Source organism: Granulicella sp. WH15, from assembly GCF_009914315.1.
Taxonomy (GTDB): domain Bacteria; phylum Acidobacteriota; class Terriglobia; order Terriglobales; family Acidobacteriaceae; genus Edaphobacter.
On record NZ_CP042596.1, the window covers coordinates 473,652 to 491,202 of the forward strand.

Sequence of the window (17,551 nt, forward strand, 5' to 3'; positions counted from 1 at the left end):
GCTTGCATACGGTATGTTCACGTACACATCGAAGGGCCTGTCGCGCTACCGGCTTGCTTTTGAGGCTTCCGCTGAAGATACACGGAGGCTTTCCTCATTGTAGATAAGATTCGCACACCGGGCAAATGGATTCAGACTGCGATACTAGGGAGATGGAAGAGGTTTGTCCCATCTGCGAAGGAGCCGGGTTGCGCACCGTGGTGCGGCCGGATGGCGAGCGTTTTGTGCGGGATTGCGTCTGCCGGGTCCAGCGGCGTGCGGAGCGCAAGCTGGCGCAGACCCGCATCCCCAAGCGGTACGAGCATTGCACGCTCGAGGACTTCGACACGGACTTTGCCGGTGCGACCCGCTCGCTGCAGGCCGCGCATCTGCTGGCGAAGAAGTTCGTGGAGGGCTATCCGTTGGAGACCGGCGGAACGGGGCTGCTGCTGACCGGCTCGATCGGGGTGGGGAAGACGCACCTGGCCACGGGGATTCTGCGCGCGTTGGTGCTGGAGCGCGGCGTTACAGGGCTTTTCTGCGACTATCGCGAGCTTCTGAAGCAGGTGCAGAACAGCTACAACCGCCAGGTGCAGGCGACCGAGCTGGAGATTCTTTCGCCGGTCTTCGACGCTGACGTGCTGGTGCTGGACGAGCTGGGCGCGTCGAAGCCGACGGATTGGGTCTGGGATACGGTCGCGCACATCCTGAACACTCGCTACAACGACCGGCGGACGACGATCATCACCACGAACTACGGCAACGCCGCACCGCTGGGCACGGCGCTGGAGCTGGCCTCGGGCGGCGCGGCCAGAGCGGCGATGCGCGAGGAGACGCTGGGCGACCGCATCGGCGAGCGCATGAGGAGCCGGTTGCAGGAGATGTGCGTGGTGGTCGAGATGCAGGGCAAAGACCTGCGCCAGACGGTAAAGAGACCCCAATTCGGCTAGGTACTTCGTACCGTTCTCGGGGGTACTTCGTACGGTTCTCGGGGCTGCATGGGGGAATGATCCTCTGAGGGCCTCCCGCTGGTCGGCAGCGAGCAGCCGTTGTTCTTGCCGTTGCCGTTGCTTTTGCCGTTGCCTGTTTTCTTGGTTGTCATTCAGGAGCGAAGCGGAGGAATCTGCTTCTGCTTTGCCCTTGTTCTTGCTTTTGCCGTTGCTTCTGGGGTAGGTCCGGGCTTTAGCCCGGACATTAAAACTCCCCACAGAAGCGGGCTTTAGCCCCCGAGGTATGCTTTCTTTCCCCGTCCTAATCTCTCTCCGTCAATCACCCGAATTACAATCTGGGCATTATGAGCGATGCAAAGATGTTCTCCGAGCCAACTCCCGAACGGGGCGGCGTACCAGTGATGGCCTGGGGCGTGGCCGGAGTGGTCATGCTGCTGGTAGCCGCGGTGATCCTGCTCACCAGCCACCGCAAGCCCGCGCCGCCCGCAGGCACGCTGCTGCCGCTCGATCCCTATGCGGCCAGCCTGGCGATTTCAGGCATCCAGATGAGCGAATCGACCAGCCTCTCGGGCGGCAAGACGACCTTCATCGACGGTCACATCAAAAACAACGGCGCGAAGACCCTGACCGGCGCGACCGTGCAGGTGCTCTTCAAGAACGACGTCCAGATGCCGCCCCAGGTCGAGACCGTGCCGGTGAGCCTGATCCGCACCCACGAGCCCTACGTGGATACCCAGACCCTGAGCGCTACCCCGCTCCAGCCGGGTGAGGACCGTGAGTTCCGCCTGGCGTTCGAAGGAATTACCGGCAACTGGAACCAGCAGTATCCGGAGATTCACGTCACCGGGGTATCTCTGAGGTAACGGGGGGAGGATTCTGCGCGGAAAAAATCGCCGGTGACCCGGAAGTATTTGCCGACCCAGAGAGCTTTCAGGGCATGAGTAAAACCTGTGCAAATTTACATAAGGTGCTCATTTGTAAACACTTATTGGTTTAGTTCGAGTTTGGCACTCGGGCTGCTCTAGTCAATGCGTACAAGCTTGGTGACCTTCTGCCAGCAACCGTACTCGCCGGTTTCGATAAAAAGGCAGAGGCGGGGACTAAGGAGCAAAGACCAATATGATGAATCCACGCAAAGTACTTGGACTCTCGGCACTGATTGTAGGAACTACCTTCGGTTCGGCGTTTGCCCAGTCGGCCCAGGCCGGTCAGGATGCCGCAGCGCCTGCGCAGAGCGCCCCGGCTGCTTCGTCCAACATGAGCCCCGATAACACGGGCAGCTACGCGACGGGCAAGCCGCTCGAGACTCAGTCGAAGGAGGGCTTCTGGGGCCACATGAACCCCCTGGCCCGTAAGAAGTGGGTTCACAGGCAGATCGATCCGATCAAGGATCGCACCAACGAGCTTGACCAGTTGCAGGCGAAGAATGCGAACGATATCCGTGACGTAGACTCGCGCGCTACCGCCGGTATCAACCGGGCGCTGGTGGCCGCCAACACGGCCGACACCCACGCGCAGGATGCCGCCAACCGCGCCAATCAGGCTAACACGCTGGCCGGCAGCGCCAGCGACCGCACCAATGCCTTGAACGGCACGGTGAGCAATCTGGACCAGTACCAGCAGGTGACGGCGACGTCGGTGAAGTTCGCCGCGGGTCGTACCACCCTGGGACCGAAGGCGAAGGCCGATCTGGACGAGGTTGCGTCCCGGCTGGCGTCTGAAAAGGGCTACATCGTCGAGGTGCAGGGCTACTCGCGCGGCGGCGTGCAGACGTCGCAGGCGATGGCGGACTCGGTGGTCCGCTATCTCGTGACCGAGCACCAGGTGCCGATCTACCGGATCTATCGCACGGGTCTCGGCAAGAACACGGTCGCGACCGCGGACGGCGAGAAGCCGTTGACCAACGGAGTGCAGGTGACGCTGCTGCATAACAGCCTCGCCACCATGAACAGCGGCGCTTCGGGCCAGCAAAGCTCGGCACGCGGCGTTGCGAATCCGCCGAACTCGGCGATTACCGCGAGCACGCCCCAGTAACCCTCTACAACCTCTCCAGGGTGGCGGGAGTCTAATCCCCCGTCACCCGCAAGTTCAGTAGCAAGTTTGCGAGATGCGCCCGCAGTAACGAGCGCGTCAGCTCCAAGCTCTCCTAACCAGAGAGAACCAAGGCAGATTGGCCCCTCTCACGAGGGGCCTTTTTTTTGGGTACTTCGTACGGTTCTCGGGGTGGTGTGGGAGGGATCATCTTCTGAGGGTCTCCCGCTGGTCGGCAGCGAGAATTTTTCTTTCCGACCAACGGGAGGAGCACGCGAAGCTAAGTACAGCACGAAGTGCCGCCCGCCCGGCGTGAGGGCGCTTTACTTCGGCTGGACAGCCGCGTGGATGGCCAGCAACTGCTCCAGCAGAGCCTTCAGGTGGTGCAGGTGCAGGGCGTTGGCTCCGTCGGATTTGGCCTGGGCGGGATTGTCGTGGACCTCGAGGAAGAGGCCGTCGATGCCCGCGGCCACGGCTGCGCGGGCGAGCACCGGGATGAACTCGGGCTGTCCGCCGGAGACGCCGCCCGCCGACGACGGGGTCTGGACCGAATGGGTGCCGTCGAAGACCACCGGCGCGAAGCCGCGCATGATGGGCAACGCGCGCATATCGACGACGAGGTTGTTGTAGCCGAAGCTGGCCCCGCGCTCGCACAGGCTCACGCGCTCGTTGCCGGAGTCGCGGACCTTCTGGACGGCGTGCTTCATATCCGGCGGCGCGACGAACTGGCCCTTCTTGATGTTGATGGCGCGGCCGGTCTGGGCGGCGGCGATGAGCAGGTCGGTCTGGCGGCAGAGGAAAGCGGGGATCTGGAGGACGAACTCGGCGTCGTCGAGGGCGTCCGAGATGCGGGGGCAGTCCTCGGGGGTGTGGACGTCGGTGAGGACGGGCAAACCGGTGTCCTGCGCGATCTGGCGCAGGATGCGTGCGCCTTCGACGAGGCCGGGGCCGCGGAAGCTGTGGATGCTGGTGCGGTTGGCCTTGTCGTAGCTGGCCTTGAAGATGTAGGGGATGCCGAGGTCGGAGGTGATGCGCTGGATGGCGGCGGCGAGGGTGCGGGCGTGGTGCTCGGATTCGATGACGCAGGGGCCGCCGATGAGGAAGAGCTGGCCGTGGCCGACGGGGATGGAGCCGATCTGGAAGGGGTGAGTCGTCACCCTTTCATTGGAGCATAAAAAGGAAAAAATGCCTCTGTCGGCATTTCACGCGCAGCGTCGAGAACCGCACGAAGTGCCGCCCGCCCGGCGTGAGGGCGTTGTTGCCGTTGCTTGTTTTCTTGGTTGTCATTCAGGAGCGAAGCGGAGGAATCTGTTTCTGCTTTTGTTCTTGCTGTTGCTTCTGGGGCAGGTACAGGCTTTAGCCCCCGAGGTCTGCTTTCTTTCCCCGGCCTAGCCCTTATAGGCGGGACAGGTTTACTTCAGAGCTTTCCCCACGCTCGAGAGCACCAGAGTCATAAACGAGAGCCCGCGTCGACTGTCCTCACTGGTGGCGCGTTTTGCGATCTGCCAAAGGCTGGGCGGGGTCTTCTCGGCCTTATGCTGGTCGGCTGCGATGGTGACGGCGCTCGAGAGCTGCTCGAGCGTCTCGGGATCGAGCGCCATCAGGATCTTGGCCCCCTCGAGCAGGTTGCGGATGGCGTTGATGCCGCCGGGCTGCTTGGCGTAGTAGGCCAGCTTGCCCGCGATGGCGTCCTTGCCGCTGATGGCTCCGTCGAGCAGGTCGAGGATGCCCTTCTCGTGCGCGGTCTGGAGCAGGTCGTAGGCCACCAACAGGGCCTCGGCGTGCTTGGCCGGGGCCTCGTCGAGACGCTTCTTCAGCTCGAGCCTGGGGTCGATGGGGAGCGGCGTAAAGCGTAGCGGATTAGCCATGAGAGGATTCCTTACTAGACCGTGATGGACTTGATCTGGACGAGCTTGTCGGCGGGCTGGGTTCCGGGGACGTGGTATCCCGGCTGCTCCCACTTGCGCTGGATCTCGAGCCCGTCCTGCGGGGTGCGGGTGCCGTAGCGGAAGTTCTTGCGCGGCAGCGGGTTGTCGCCCTGCTCGGGCAGCACGGTCAGGCTGACGGCGGTCTCCTTGAAGGCCGGGGTGTGGGTCTGGCGGTCGGTGTGGGAGCTGGTCAGCCGGTTTACCGGCTCATCGACCGAGTTCAGCGACATGTAGAGCTGCTTGCCGTGGACGCGCTCGGTGACCAGCACCTGCACGCGCACGCGGCCGTAGGCGGACTCGAGCTGCACGTGGCGGCCGCTGGTGATGCCGCGCTCGGCGGCCAGCTCGGGCGATATCTCGACGAAGCTGTTGGGGGTGATCTCGTGGATGCCGGGCGTGCGCTTGGTCATGCTGCCCTGCTCGAAGTGCTCGAGCAGCCGCCCGTTGTTCAGGTGCAGATCGAAGCGTCTGTTCGTCTCCTCGGACGGCGCGACATAGTCGACGGGGAAGAAGCGCGCCTTGCCGTCGGGGAAGGGGAAGCCCTTGGTGAAGAGCAGCGGCGTGTCCGTGCCATCGGCGGCGACGGGCCATTGCAGGCTGTTGAAGCCTTCGAGCCGCTCGTAGCTGACCCCGGCGAAGAGCGGCGTCAGGCGGGCCACTTCGTCCATGATCTCGGAGGGGTGGTTGTACTTCCAGTTGCCGCCCATGCGGTTGGCGATGAGCTGGATGATCTCCCAGTCGGCCTTGGACTCGCCGAGCGGTTCCAAAGCCTTGTAGATACGCTGGATGCGGCGCTCCGTGCTGGTGAAGGTGCCGTCTTTTTCGAGCGAGGGGCAGGCCGGAAGAACGAGGTCGGCGTAGCGGCAGGTCTCGGAGAAGTTGATGTCCTGCAGGATGAGGAAGTCGACCTTGCGCAGTGCCTCGGCGACGTAGTTCGCGTTCGAGTCCGAGGTGATGGTGTCCTCGCCCTTGATGTAGAGCGAGTGGACCGTCCCTTCGAGGATCGCGTCGATCATCTGGTGGTTGTCCTTGCCCGTGCTGGTGGGCAGGGTCACGCCCCAGTCGGCCTCGAACTTGAGGCGGACCTCCTCGTCATCGACCTTCTGGTAGCCCGAGTAGACGTTGGGCATGGAGCCGTAGTCGCTGGCGCCCTGGACGTTGTTGTGGCCACGCAGCGGGTAGGCTCCGGCGCCGGGACGCATGTAGTTGCCGGTCAGCAGTAGTAGGTTCGAGAGCGCGGTGGCGGTGTCGGACCCGCCGCAGTGCTGGGTGACGCCCATGGCGAAGAGGATGCAGACGCCGTTGGCTGCGGCGATCTCGTTGGCCACCGTGACCAGCGTCGCGGCGGGGACGCCGGTGACCTCCTCGGCGTGCTCGAGCGTGAAGGGCGCGAGGGACTTTTTGTACTCCTCGAAGTGATTGACCCACTGGTCTATAAAGTCCTGCTTCGCGAGCCGATGATCGAGGATGTACTTCGCGCAGGCGTTCATCCACACCGCGTCAGTCGAAGGATTGGGCCGGAAGAAGAGGTCGGCGCGCTCGGCCATCTCGTGCTTGCGCAGGTCGGCGACGATGAGGCGCTGGCCGCGCAGCTTGTGCGAGCGCTTGACGCGCGTGGCCAGCACGGGGTGGTTCTCGGCCGGGTTGGCCCCGACGATCAGGACCAACCCGGCGATCTCGATATCGGAGATGGAGCCGGAGTCGCCGCCGTAGCCGACTGTCCTCTGAAGCCCCATCGTGGCCGGGTTCTGACAGTAGCGGGCGCAGTTGTCCACGTTGTTGGTGCCGATGACGGCGCGCGCGAGCTTCTGCATCAGGAAGCTCTCCTCGTTGGTGCACTTGGAGGAGGCGATGAAGGCCAGCGCGTCGGGGCCATGCTCGTCGCGGATCTTGGTAAAGCGCGTCTGGATTACATCCAGCGCCTCATTCCACGAGATCTCTTTGAAGGTATCGCCGTCGCGAAGCAGCGGCTTCACCAGCCGGTCGCCGGAGTTGATATGCCCCCACGCGAACTTGCCCTTAATGCAGGTGGAGATGCCGTTGGCGGGGCCGTGCGTCGGCTCGATCTTCAGAATGTGGCGGTCGCGCGTCCAGACCTCGAAGCTGCATCCGACCGCGCAGTAGGTGCAGACGGTCTTGGTGCGCTTCACGCGCTCGTGGCGCATCTCGGACTCGATCTCCGAGAGCGAAAGGATCGGCCCGTAGCCAATCGGCGGCTCGATGCCCTTGACCACCTCGATCATGTCGTTCAGCACCGCCTGCGGGGTGTTGGTCAGGTATCCGGCGTGGCCCAGCATGGTCTTTTCCATCAGCGCGTTGCAGGGGCACACGGTGACGCAGTGGCCGCAGGAGACGCAGCTAGAACCTTCGATCTGCATCCCGCCATCCCACAGCACGCGCGGGTGCGCCGAGGCCCAGTCGATCGAGAGGGTTTCGTTGACCTGCACGTTCTGGCAGGCCTCCACGCAGCGCCCGCACAGGATGCACTGCTGCGGGTCGTAGCGGTAGAAGGGGTTGGACATGTCCTTCTCGTACGGCTTAGGCGTGTACTCACGGGACTGGTGCTTCACGTCCAGCACGGCGGTGGTGTTGTGGACCACGCAGTTCTGATTGTTGTTATCGCAGACGGTGCAGTACAGCATGTGGTTCTGGAGGATGCGGTCGAAGGCCTCGCGCTGGGCGATATCGACCGTCTCGCCCTCGGTGGCGACGAACATGCTGGCTGCCACGGGCGTGGCGCAGGCGCGGACAAGCTTGCCGTCCACCTGAACCATGCAGGTGTCGCAGGATTGGATCGGCCCCATCATCTCGTGGTAGCAGACCTGCGGGGTCTGGCGGGCGGAGTAGGTCTCGGCGTAGCGGTTCAGCGCGTTGATGAGAGGCTCGCCCGCGTGTGCGGGGAAGTGGCGGCCATCGATCAGGATCTCGGTGTCTGGGGTTGCGTCGAGGGGAGTGTTCAGCAGCTTGCGGTCGAGTTTAGCGTGCGTCGCCATAGAACTTCAGATGCAGCCGAGAATAGCAGAAGAGGCCTGCGAAGGCGATGTTTCGACGAAGCGGAGGAATGACTTTCGCGCAGGTTTGGCTCTGGGCTGGAGGCTCTGGGCGCAGATTTTGTGGCGCGTCGTGCTAGCAGGCTGGAGAAAAGTTTCACCAGCGGAGTTTTGAATCCTGAAAAGGTGCTTCCCGCCGATGGGCTGGCATGTGAGATAAAGGACATATGATGGCGATGAGTCGGCGCAATGCGGTAATTTACATCCTTCTATTTCTGGCAGGTTGCTTTTACACCGTACATTCCACCCTGACGAACGACTCTCCTTATGTCAATCTGAGGGCGTGGTCCGAGGGGCGGGAGCGTCTGCCCTATCAGAAACGAGCTTTGCTGGTGCCTTTGATCCGGGCGGCCGAGCATAATTCAAGGTTAGCCCGCATGGGAGCCAGTCATAAAGGGCTGGGCATCTTTGAAGAGCCCGCAAACTATGTGCTGTTTGTGATCGACTTCTCGGCTCTGGTGGGATGCGGCTTGCTGGTAACGTTCCTATACCGGAGAGCATCGAACAACGGCGCGTTGATCTGGCTTCCTTCGACCCTGCTGTTGATGTTCTTCGTGATCACTGTGGGCTTCCGATGGGAGCATCAGGACATCTTTCCGTATGACTTTCTCTCGATGTTTCTATTCAGCCTGGGGTTGTACTTCATCTATCGAGGCTGGCTCTGGCCACTGTTTGTTCTGATGCCGATTGCAACGTACAACCGGGAGACAACGATTATGTGGGTGCCCCTCCTTCTGCTTGCAGCCTGGGTGTCTTCGCTCGAGGGGGGAAGCCAGAGGAGGCGGGTGATGCAGTTGTGCATAACGGCAGCGATCTTATTAGCCGCCTGGGTTGTGATTACGCACCGGATGGCGCAGCCGTTCCTGCACAACAACGCAATGGATGATTATCCGCGGTTCTTCAAAAACATTCGTTATGTATCGGGTCCGAAGGGGTTGATTCAAACTATTTCGGTGTTCGCGTTCACCTTGCCGTTTCTCTGCCTCTATTTCCGCCGTATTCCAGACCGTCTGTTGCGCACGTTCTTCTATGTTGTTCCGCTTTGGTTCGGGGTGATGTTCTATCAGGGGGAGATTATCGAAAGCCGGGTCTTTGCGGAGTTGATTCCCTATGTCGCGGTCATCTCGGTGTTGATCTTTGAGTCGAGTTATCTCCCGGCGCCCCATGATGAAGCTATCTCTCGCTAAAGGCCCGCACAATCGTTAGATTGCGAAACGGTTCTTCAGGAGCATCAGCGCCTGCTCCCGGGTCTGAACCTGCCCCTCAAGTTGAGCGTCTTCGGCGAACTCCAGCATCTCCTTGAAGCACGGGCCGGGCCGGTATCCGGCGGCGATCAGGTCGCGCCCGGTCACCAGCAGCGCGGGCCGTATGGCCTCCGGCTCGGCGGTCTCGAAGTGGTGGCGGGCGAACTCGTAGAGACTCAGGTCGCCGTGCGAGCTGGTGCAGTCGGCGTGGTGCAGCGCCAGGTGCTCCTCAAAGCGCGGCAGGCGCAGAAACCGCTTCAGCGTGGACTGCTTCATCTGGCGCACATCGCCGAAGCGCATGTGGTTCTGGATCAGCGCGAGGATCTGGGCGGTGTCCTCGTTCGAGAAGCGCAGCCGCGCCAAAATCACCTCGGCAATCCTCACGCCGACCTCGACGTGGCCGTTGAAGCGGATGCGGTCGCCGGGTTTGGCGGGGTCGGGCGGCTGGAAGGTGGCGGGCTTGCCGATATCGTGCAGCAGCGCCCCCCAGGCCAGCGTGGGCGAGCAGCCCGCGGGCAGCTTTTCCAGCAGCAGCAGCGTGTGGACCCAGACGTCGCCCTCGGGATGGTACTGGGGCGGCTGCTCGACGCCGCGCAGCTTCTCCATCTCGGGCAGAATCTCGGGCAGCAAACCAGTCTCGTGCAGTAGTTCGAAGGCCCGTGCAGCGTGGCCCTCGGTGAGCATCCGGGTCAGCTCGTCGCGGATGCGTTCGAGCGAGACTTGGGTGATCTGGCTGGCGTACTGGCGCATGGCGGAGGCGGTCGTTGGCTCGATCTCGAAGCCCAGACGGGCGGCGAAGCGGACGCCGCGCAACATCCGCAGCTTGTCTTCAGAAAAGCGCAGTTCGGGCGAGCCGATGGCGCGAATGACGCGGCGGGCGAGGTCTTCGCGACCGCCTACAAAGTCGAGCACCTCTGAGGCCAGCGGGTCGAAGAGCATCCCGTTGATGGTGAAGTCGCGGCGCAGCACGTCTTCTTTGGGATCGGTCGAAAAACGCACCGCATCGGGGCGGCGACCGTCAGAGTAGGCTCCGTCGTGGCGGAAGGTGGCGACCTCGGTCGAGACATCCTGCTGGCGCACGAGCACCACCCCGAAGTGCGCGCCGACCTCGATGGTGTGGTCGAAGAGGCCGAGCACCTCGGTCGGCGTGGCGCTCGTGGCCACGTCGAAGTCATGGGGAGGAGTGCCGAGCAGCAGGTCGCGGACGCACCCTCCGGCAAAATACGCCTGATGCCCGGCGGCACGCAGCTCGCGCACAATCAGCAGTGCGGCGCGGTACTCCAGCGTGTCGGGAGGGGTGAGGGGAACCATGTATACAGGCTACCGCGCCGACTCCATACAATAGAAAGATGACGGATTCTATGCCTCCGCAGAGACGGAGCGGGCTGATTTTAGGCATTGAGAGCAGTTGCGACGAGACCGCGGCTTCGGTCGTGCGCGCGGGCGAGACCGCTCTTTCGAACGTGGTCGCCTCGCAGGTGGCGCTGCACGCCGAGCACGGCGGCGTGGTGCCGGAGCTGGCCTCGCGCGAGCACCTGCGCAACATCGTCCCCGTGGTCGAGGCCGCGATGGCGCAGGCAGGAGTGAGCTTCGCCGACCTCGACGCGGTGGCCGTCACCGAAGGCCCGGGCCTCGCGGGTGCGCTGCTGGTCGGCATCCTGTACGCGAAGTCGCTGGCCTTCGGACTCGACCGCCCCCTGATCGGCGTCAACCACCTCGAAGGCCACATCCACGCCGTGCTGATGGAGGCGCGGCAGCGCGGCGAGGCCGCGATGGAGCCGCCGCTGCTGGCGCTGGTGGTATCGGGCGGCCACACGCACCTCTACCTGGTGGAGCCGGGCTGGCGCTACCGCAACGTGGGCCGCACGGTCGACGACGCGGCGGGCGAGGCCTACGACAAGGTGGCCAAGCTGCTGGGGCTGGGGTATCCGGGCGGCCCCTGGATGGACGCGCTCGCGGTCCACGGCGACCCGCGCGCGGTGCCGTTCCAGTTCCACGCCATCAAGCCCCGCGAGGGTGAGCAGGGGCTGCGCTTCGACTTCTCCTTCAGCGGCATCAAGTCGGCGGCGCTGCGCTACGTGCGCGACCACGGGATGCAGCCCGGCGTGGAGGCGCGGCAGGCGGCGCTGGCCGCGAACCCGGCGATCAAGGCGTCTGAAGTGGTCTCTCTTTGCGATCCGCAGACTCTGGGGCTGATCGCCTCGTTCCAGTCGGCGGTGGTGGGTGTTCTGCTGCGCCAGACCTTCGCGGCAGCAGAGGTGTTCGGCGTGCGCGGCGTGCTGGTCTCGGGCGGCGTCTCGGCCAACCGGGAGTTGCGGCAGCGGTTTACGGCCGAGGCCGCACGGCGCGGGCTGCCGGTGGCGTTCCCCTCGGTGGCGCTCTCGACCGACAACGCGGCGATGATCGCGGCGGCGGCATGGCCGAAGCTCCAAGCCGGGGAGTTCGCCCCGGAGGAGATGACGGCGGCTCCGCAACTGCGGCTAGGCTGAGCAAGCACGCGAAGCGTCCAAAACCGCACGAAGTGCCGCCCGCCCGGCGTGAGGGCGCTTTTAAGCGCATCAGCTAGACTAGAATTGGTTTGAGATATCAGCAGGAACTTATTTTTCTGCACCGATCCGCATAGAGAGAGGCCGCCCGCGTCCGCGCGGAGGGCTGCGCAGGACAGAAGCGACACAGTGGCGATCGAACTCTTCAACACACTCAGCGGGCGCGTCGAGCCGCTTGCGCCCTCGGACGGCGCCGTGCTGCGCATGTATGCCTGCGGCCCCACCATCTACGACTACGGCCACATCGGCAACTTCCGCACCTTCATCCACGTCGACGTGCTGCGACGCTTCCTGCGCCAGAGCGGTATCACCGTCCGCCACGTGATGAACATTACCGATGTGGACGACAAGATCATCCGCAACGCGGCGATCGCGGGCAAGCCCATCGGCGAGTATACGGCACGCTTCGAGAAAGCGTTCTTCGAGGACATGGCCGCGCTCGGCGTAGAGACGCCCGAGGTGCTGCCCCGCGCCACCGAGAACATCCCCGAGATGGTCGCGCTGATCGAGCGGCTGGGCGCGCGCGATATCGCCTACCAGGTCGAGGACGGAAGCTGGTACTTCCGCATTGCGCGGTTTCCCGAGTACGGCAAGCTCTCGAAGAAGGACTTCGACGGCATCGAGGACGGCGCGCGCGTCGAGGTGGACGAGTACGAGAAGGACGCGGCGCGGGACTTCGCGCTGTGGAAGGCCGTGAAGAACGGCCCCGACGGCACACCCGAGACGAGCTGGGATACCGAGATCGGACGCGGGCGTCCGGGGTGGCATATCGAGTGCTCGGCCATGGCGACCAAGTACCTGGGCGACGACTTCGACCTGCACGCGGGCGGCGAAGACCTGATGTTTCCGCACCACGAGAACGAGATCGCGCAGTCCGAGTCGGCGAGCGGCAAGACCTTCGCGCGGCACTGGATGCACGTGCGTTTTCTGCTGGTCGAAGGTAAGAAGATGTCGAAGTCGGAGGGGAACTTTTACACCCTGCGCGACCTTCTGCTCAAGGGCCACCGGGCCTCGGCGATTCGCTTCCTGCTGATGAGCGTGCCCTATCGGCACCAGTTGAACTTTACGTTCGACGGCCTGCTCGAATCGACCAACGCGGTGGATCGGCTGCGGACGTTTACGCAGCGGATGCGGCAGGGTGGCTTTGGCGAAGGGCTCAACGCCGAGTTGGAGGCCGTGACCGCGCAGGCGCTGGCCAAGTATGACGCCGCTCTGAATAACGACTTGAACACGGCCGAGGCACGTGCCGCGATCTTCGACCTGGTGCGCGCGGCGAACTCGGCTGCGGATACCGGCTCGCTGAAGGCGGAGAATGCGACTCAGATTCTGCGCGTGCTGGAGCGCTTCGACGGCGTCTTCGCGGTGCTGGAGGATCGCGACGCGGAGATCACGCGTGCGGCGCTCGAGTGGGCCGAGGGTGAGGGGCGCATCGACGAGGCGGACCCTGAGCTGGTGGAGCGGCTTTCTCTTACAGACGCGGCGATTGATGCGCTGGTGGCTGAGCGTACGAATGCCAAGAAGACCCGCAACTTTGCGCGGGCCGATGCGATTCGGAACGACCTGCTGGCCAAGGGAATCGTGATCGAAGACAGCAAAGACGGAGTGCGCTGGAAGAGGAAGTAGCTTCTTAGGTAGGTCCGGGCTTTAGCCCGGACATATTCGACCCACACCGGAACATTAAGGGCACGGTCGAAGAAAGCATACCTCGGGGGCTAAAGCCCGGGCCTACCCCAGAAGCAACAGCAACAACAAGGACAGAAGCAGATTCCTCCGCTTCGCTCCTGAATGACAACAAAAGAACAGGCAACAGCAACAACGCCCTCACGCCGGGCGGGCGGCACTTCGTGCGGTTTTGGACGCTTCGCGTGAGAAGCAAAGATATCAAGGCTCCGCTCTTATCCCTTTTTCCCTTTTTATCCCCGTTTCGCCTTGCTCTTGCTCTCTTGTCTCTAGTACCGCCCCGCCCGCTTCTGCGCCACCACCAACCCACGTGGCGTCGGCAGAAACACACACGAGAGCAGCCCTTCCGCCTCCATCCGCTGCGCCGCCTCACGCACCGTCTTCAGGTGCGAACTGGCATCATGCAGCAGAACCAATCCATACGGATTGAGCTGCGGCAGAAACCGCTTCACCTCAGCCTCGCGGATGGGCATATCGCTATCGCTGAAGAGCAGGTCGATCGTGCCCGGAACGACCATCTCTAGAGACGACTCATTACGCAGCTCAATCCACTCGGCTAACCCCGAGACGGCAACCTTCTCCTTCGCCTTCGCGTAGACGACCGGGTCGAACTCGCAGCTGATGATCTTGCCGCGGCCATTGGCGCGCAGGCCCTCCGCGATCCACAGCGTGCTGACGCCGAGGAACGATCCGGTCTCGACCACCAGCTCCGGCTTGGTCGTGGTGACCAGCGTGCGCAGGAACTCCAGCACCTCGGCCTCGGCGGTCATGGAGTCGTACATGTGCCAGCGCTCGGGGTGCGGGCACTCAGGCGTGGCGCGGTGGTACTCGGGCAGCAAGGCTCCGGCGGCGCGCTCGGCCTGCTGCATCACCTTGTGTTCCTGTTTGATTTTCCTGCGGAAGAGTCCCATTCAGCCTCGTAACTGTCTTTTGATCCTAAAGGAAATGGCTCGTTCGTTACAGTCTTTGCCGGGTATCCTAGCCAGAGATGAAGCCATATACGCATACTCCCCTATGCTCGATGCGCAGGCTGTCCCTGCTCGCGCTGACGTGTTTGCTTGCGACCCAAAGCCAGGCGCAGGTTCCGGCGACAGGCGTTGAGCCAGTGCGGGCGCGGCACGCCATGGTGGTCACCATCCAGCACGACGCCACCGACGCCGGGGTTGAGACGCTGAAAGCCGGCGGCAATGCCGTCGACGCCGCCGTGGCCGTGGGTTTTGCGCTCTCGGTGGTCTTCCCGCAGGCGGGCAACCTGGGCGGCGGCGGCTTCATGCTGGTGCGCGACCACAAGGGCGCGGCGCACTTCCTCGACTACCGCGAGGAGGCTCCGCTGGCCGCCTCCGCAGACATGTATCTGGACGCGCAGAAGAACGTGGTGCCGGGGCTTTCGACCAAGGGATACAAGGCCATCGGCGTACCCGGCACGGTGGCGGGACTGGTCTACGCGGAGCGGCACTACGGGCGGCTGGGGCTGGCGCGTGTGATGGCTCCGGCGATTAGGCTGGCTAGCGCGGGTTATGTGCTTTCGGCTGAAGAGGCGCGGGCGTTAGGCAATCCCAACCTGGCGAATTATCCCGAGTCGCGGCGCATCTTCCAACGTGACGGCAAGCCGTATCAGGCTGGCGAGCGATTCACCCAGCCCGATCTCGCCCGTACCCTGACCCGCATCTCGCAGCAGCCGGACGATTTTTATCGCGGCGAGATTGCGCAGCAACTGGCCACGTCCATTCAGGCGCACGGCGGGCTCATCACGCGAGAGGATCTGGCGGTGTACAAGGTCAAGGATCGCGTGCCTCTGACGGGGCATTATCGCGGCTATGAGATCGTCACCTCGCCGCCGCCGTCCTCGGGCGGCATCGTGCTGCTGGAGACGCTGAATATCTTGTCTGGATTTGATCTTGCAAAGTTAGGGAGCGACCGCTCACCCGCGCAGGTGCATGTCATCACCGAGGCCTTCCGGCGTGCGTACATGGATCGCGCGGACTACCTTGGCGACCCCGACTACACGACGATGCCGCTGGCCCAGATGGCCTCGCCCGACTACGCGGCGGCATGGCGTAAGTCGATTGATCTGGCCAAGCCTACGCCCTCGGCAACGCTGGTGCGGCCTGCGGGGTTTCTGCCTGCGCCGCCCGCTGCCGCTCCGCCAAAGGAATCCACGCAGACGACGCACTACTCCATCGTCGATGCCGAGGGCAACGCCGTCTCCTGCACCTACACGCTCAATGGGCTGTTTGGATCGGGCGTTACGGCCGAAGGGCTGGGCTTCCTGATGAACAACGAGATGGACGACTTCTCCTCAAAGCCCGGTTCGCCGAATATGTTCGGGCTGATCCAGGGACCGGCCAATGCGATTGCGCCGGGGCATCGGCCGCTCTCGAGCATGACTCCGACGATGGTGCTCAAGAATGGAAAGCTGGCGCTGGTGCTGGGGTCGCCGGGGGGATCGACGATCATCACGACGGTGGCCAATGACCTGCTCAGCGAGGTGGACAACGGGCTGACGATCCAGCAGGCTGCGGATGCTCCGCGATTCCATCACCAGTATCTGCCGGATGTGCTGGAGTTCGAGAAGGCGTTTCCGTTGCCGGTGGTGGAGGCGATGCGGGCGATGGGGTACAGGGTCTCGCGGGCCAATGAGGCAGATGAGAAGAACCCTGGTGTTTGGGGGGATAGTGAGTTGATTGCTGTCGATCCGAAGACCGGCGAGTTGCTGGGTGGGCATGACCGGCGCAGAGCGTTTGGGAAGGCCGCTGGATACTGAGAAACACGCGAAGCGTCCAAGACCGCACGAAGTGCCGCCCGCCCGGCGTGAGGGCGTCTTTGCTGTTGTACTTACGGCAACACAGCCGACCTCTGAGCCAACAGATAAGCGGCACGTTCATTTGGAGCAGAGCCATTCTCCTGCGTCGTACGGCTGAGCGGCTGGCCGGAGTAAGCCTCATAGCTGTACGTCAGTATGCGCGTGGGGCGAACCGTTTTCTCATCGGGAATTGTTATGCCGCATAAGTGGGGAGGGTGGCATCTCCTCCTTTGGACGTGCAGGGCCGGGATAAGCCAACAGCAACAACAGCGCCCTCACGCCGGGCGGGCGGCACTTCGTGCGGTGCTCGACGCTGCGCGTGTTTTCTCGGCTCCGTCACAAGGCTGTGCCATCTTGGAGGATGCAGACCCACAAGCCGCTCCTGTACCCTTGAACCGAACCCTATGACTCCCGGCATCTCGACCCACGTCTTCCTCCCCCATCGCCTGCACCCCGGCTTGCTCGACGCGCTCGCTGCCAGCGGAGCCCGCACCATCGAACTCTTCGCCGCGCGCCACCACTTCGACTACACTGATCGCGCCAGCGTCCGCGAGATCGCCTCCTGGTTCCGCTCCAACCAGGTGACGCCCACGCTGCACCAGCCGCTCTCGGCCGAGCCGCGCTGGACCCGCCACACCGAACCTTCGCTGCACCTGATCGCCAACGAGAAGTCGCACCGCATCGCCGCCATGGATGAGGTGAAGCGCGCGCTCGAGGCCGCCGAGCAGATTCCCATCGCATCCTGCGTGCTGCACCTGGGCCAGAAGCACGAGGCCTGGAGCGACCGCGCGCTCGAGCACTCGCTGACCGCCATCGAGCATCTGCAGGCCTTCGCCGGGCCTCTCGGCGTGCGCCTTCTGCTCGAGAACCTCGAGAACGAGATCACCACGCCCGACCACCTGCTGGCCATCCTGCGCATCGGCCACTTCGACCGGGTCGGCGTCTGCCTCGATCTCGGCCACGCTTACCTCAGCGAGCTAGGTCTCGAGGCGACCTTCTCTCTGCTGAAGCCGCGCATCATGGAGTGCCATCTGCACGACAACCACGGCCCCCACGCTCCTCGGCCCAGCAACGGCAGCCTGGACGAGCACCTGTGGCCAGCGCGTTCTGCGCAACGGATTGAGGGCGGAATCGACTGGGCGAAGACCTACCCTCTGCTGGCGACGCTGCACCCGGAGACCGCCGGGGTGCTCGAGATTCAGTACGACCTGGACGAGTCGCCCGCAGCCGTCACCCGCGCGGCGATCGAGGCCTTCGACCAGCAGCGGCGGCTGCTCGAACTGCAAAGCTAGGCACTCCCTAACACCGATCCTGACCTGACCTTCGACCCGGACGCAAGG

At 63.6% G+C, this 17,551-nt stretch carries 13 protein-coding genes; 8 read left to right on the plus strand and 5 right to left on the minus strand.

Features of this window, described 5'->3' with window-relative positions; genetic code table 11:
- Nucleotides 1-152 precede the first annotated feature (152 nt).
- The 3 genes from FTO74_RS02055 (at nt 153) to FTO74_RS02065 (ending at nt 2,963) form a co-directional block, all read left to right on the plus strand.
- Nucleotides 153-929 (plus strand): ATP-binding protein, encoded by a 777-nt coding sequence (locus FTO74_RS02055; RefSeq protein ID WP_162536652.1) that lies wholly within the window; start codon nt 153-155, stop codon nt 927-929.
- Between the two features lie 344 nt (nt 930-1,273).
- Complete coding sequence (locus tag FTO74_RS02060) at nt 1,274-1,792, plus strand: DUF2393 family protein (protein ID WP_162536653.1); 519 nt, start codon at nt 1,274-1,276, stop codon at nt 1,790-1,792.
- 256 nt (nt 1,793-2,048) lie between these two features.
- Nucleotides 2,049-2,963, plus strand: coding sequence for an OmpA family protein (locus FTO74_RS02065; protein ID WP_162536654.1), 915 nt, complete (start codon nt 2,049-2,051; stop codon nt 2,961-2,963).
- A gap of 320 nt (nt 2,964-3,283) precedes the next feature.
- On the opposite strand, the gene kdsA is transcribed toward FTO74_RS02065, so the two are convergent.
- The 3 genes from kdsA to fdhF all read right to left on the minus strand — a co-directional run bounded on the left by kdsA (nt 3,284) and on the right by fdhF (nt 7,881).
- A complete protein-coding gene (gene kdsA / locus FTO74_RS02070; RefSeq protein ID WP_162536655.1) occupies nt 3,284-4,117 on the minus strand; it encodes a 3-deoxy-8-phosphooctulonate synthase in 834 nt (277 codons plus the stop codon).
- A gap of 255 nt (nt 4,118-4,372) precedes the next feature.
- Nucleotides 4,373-4,828 carry a DUF1641 domain-containing protein gene (locus FTO74_RS02075; RefSeq protein WP_162536656.1) on the minus strand — a complete coding sequence of 152 codons (456 nt, stop codon included), beginning with the start codon at nt 4,826-4,828 and terminating at the stop codon, nt 4,373-4,375.
- Nucleotides 4,829-4,842: 14 nt separating this feature from the next.
- A complete protein-coding gene (fdhF, locus tag FTO74_RS02080) occupies nt 4,843-7,881 on the minus strand; it encodes a formate dehydrogenase subunit alpha (protein WP_162536657.1) in 3,039 nt (1,012 codons plus the stop codon).
- Between the two features lie 224 nt (nt 7,882-8,105).
- Here fdhF and FTO74_RS02085 point away from each other — a divergent pair, with 224 nt between their 5' ends.
- Nucleotides 8,106-9,125 carry a hypothetical protein gene (locus FTO74_RS02085; RefSeq protein WP_162536658.1) on the plus strand — a complete coding sequence of 340 codons (1,020 nt, stop codon included), beginning with the start codon at nt 8,106-8,108 and terminating at the stop codon, nt 9,123-9,125.
- A 15-nt stretch (nt 9,126-9,140) separates the two neighbouring features.
- Here FTO74_RS02085 and FTO74_RS02090 read toward each other — a convergent pair whose 3' ends face one another.
- A complete protein-coding gene (locus FTO74_RS02090) occupies nt 9,141-10,493 on the minus strand; it encodes a CCA tRNA nucleotidyltransferase (RefSeq protein ID WP_162536659.1) in 1,353 nt (450 codons plus the stop codon).
- A 38-nt stretch (nt 10,494-10,531) separates the two neighbouring features.
- On the opposite strand from FTO74_RS02090, the gene tsaD reads away from it, so the two are divergent.
- Together tsaD and cysS are read left to right on the plus strand one after the other, a co-directional pair.
- Nucleotides 10,532-11,671: a tRNA (adenosine(37)-N6)-threonylcarbamoyltransferase complex transferase subunit TsaD gene (gene tsaD, locus FTO74_RS02095; protein WP_255462450.1), complete on the plus strand. Its 1,140-nt coding sequence runs from the start codon at nt 10,532-10,534 to the stop codon at nt 11,669-11,671.
- Nucleotides 11,672-11,857: 186 nt separating this feature from the next.
- Nucleotides 11,858-13,351, plus strand: a complete 1,494-nt coding sequence (cysS, locus tag FTO74_RS02100; protein ID WP_162536660.1) for a cysteine--tRNA ligase — start codon at nt 11,858-11,860, stop codon at nt 13,349-13,351.
- Nucleotides 13,352-13,677: 326 nt separating this feature from the next.
- Here the strand turns inward: cysS and FTO74_RS02105 are convergent, their stop codons facing one another.
- The gene (locus FTO74_RS02105; protein WP_162536661.1) at nt 13,678-14,277 is read right to left on the minus strand and encodes a class I SAM-dependent methyltransferase; all 600 of its coding nucleotides are present in this window, start codon (nt 14,275-14,277) and stop codon (nt 13,678-13,680) included.
- Nucleotides 14,278-14,396: 119 nt separating this feature from the next.
- Between FTO74_RS02105 and ggt the strand changes: the two genes are divergently transcribed.
- Together ggt and FTO74_RS02115 are read left to right on the plus strand one after the other, a co-directional pair.
- The gene (gene ggt / locus FTO74_RS02110) at nt 14,397-16,172 is read left to right on the plus strand and encodes a gamma-glutamyltransferase (RefSeq protein ID WP_255462451.1); all 1,776 of its coding nucleotides are present in this window, start codon (nt 14,397-14,399) and stop codon (nt 16,170-16,172) included.
- A gap of 443 nt (nt 16,173-16,615) precedes the next feature.
- Nucleotides 16,616-17,503: a sugar phosphate isomerase/epimerase family protein gene (locus tag FTO74_RS02115; protein WP_162536662.1), complete on the plus strand. Its 888-nt coding sequence runs from the start codon at nt 16,616-16,618 to the stop codon at nt 17,501-17,503.
- Nucleotides 17,504-17,551: the final 48 nt, after the last annotated feature.

What these genes read in the sequence shown, in the direction of transcription:
- tsaD (WP_255462450.1), top strand. Translation starts at nt 10,532, where the DNA reads ATGACGGATTCTATGCCTCCGCAGAGACGGAGCGGGCTGATTTTAGGC.
- fdhF (WP_162536657.1), bottom strand. Translation starts at nt 7,881, where the DNA reads ATGGCGACGCACGCTAAACTCGACCGCAAGCTGCTGAACACTCCCCTC.
- FTO74_RS02105 (WP_162536661.1), bottom strand. Translation starts at nt 14,277, where the DNA reads ATGCAGCAGGCCGAGCGCGCCGCCGGAGCCTTGCTGCCCGAGTACCAC.
- FTO74_RS02090 (WP_162536659.1), bottom strand. Translation starts at nt 10,493, where the DNA reads ATGGTTCCCCTCACCCCTCCCGACACGCTGGAGTACCGCGCCGCACTG.
- ggt (WP_255462451.1), top strand. Translation starts at nt 14,397, where the DNA reads ATGAAGCCATATACGCATACTCCCCTATGCTCGATGCGCAGGCTGTCC.
- FTO74_RS02060 (WP_162536653.1), top strand. Translation starts at nt 1,274, where the DNA reads ATGAGCGATGCAAAGATGTTCTCCGAGCCAACTCCCGAACGGGGCGGC.
- FTO74_RS02085 (WP_162536658.1), top strand. Translation starts at nt 8,106, where the DNA reads ATGATGGCGATGAGTCGGCGCAATGCGGTAATTTACATCCTTCTATTT.
- FTO74_RS02115 (WP_162536662.1), top strand. Translation starts at nt 16,616, where the DNA reads ATGACTCCCGGCATCTCGACCCACGTCTTCCTCCCCCATCGCCTGCAC.
- FTO74_RS02075 (WP_162536656.1), bottom strand. Translation starts at nt 4,828, where the DNA reads ATGGCTAATCCGCTACGCTTTACGCCGCTCCCCATCGACCCCAGGCTC.
- FTO74_RS02065 (WP_162536654.1), top strand. Translation starts at nt 2,049, where the DNA reads ATGATGAATCCACGCAAAGTACTTGGACTCTCGGCACTGATTGTAGGA.
- FTO74_RS02055 (WP_162536652.1), top strand. Translation starts at nt 153, where the DNA reads ATGGAAGAGGTTTGTCCCATCTGCGAAGGAGCCGGGTTGCGCACCGTG.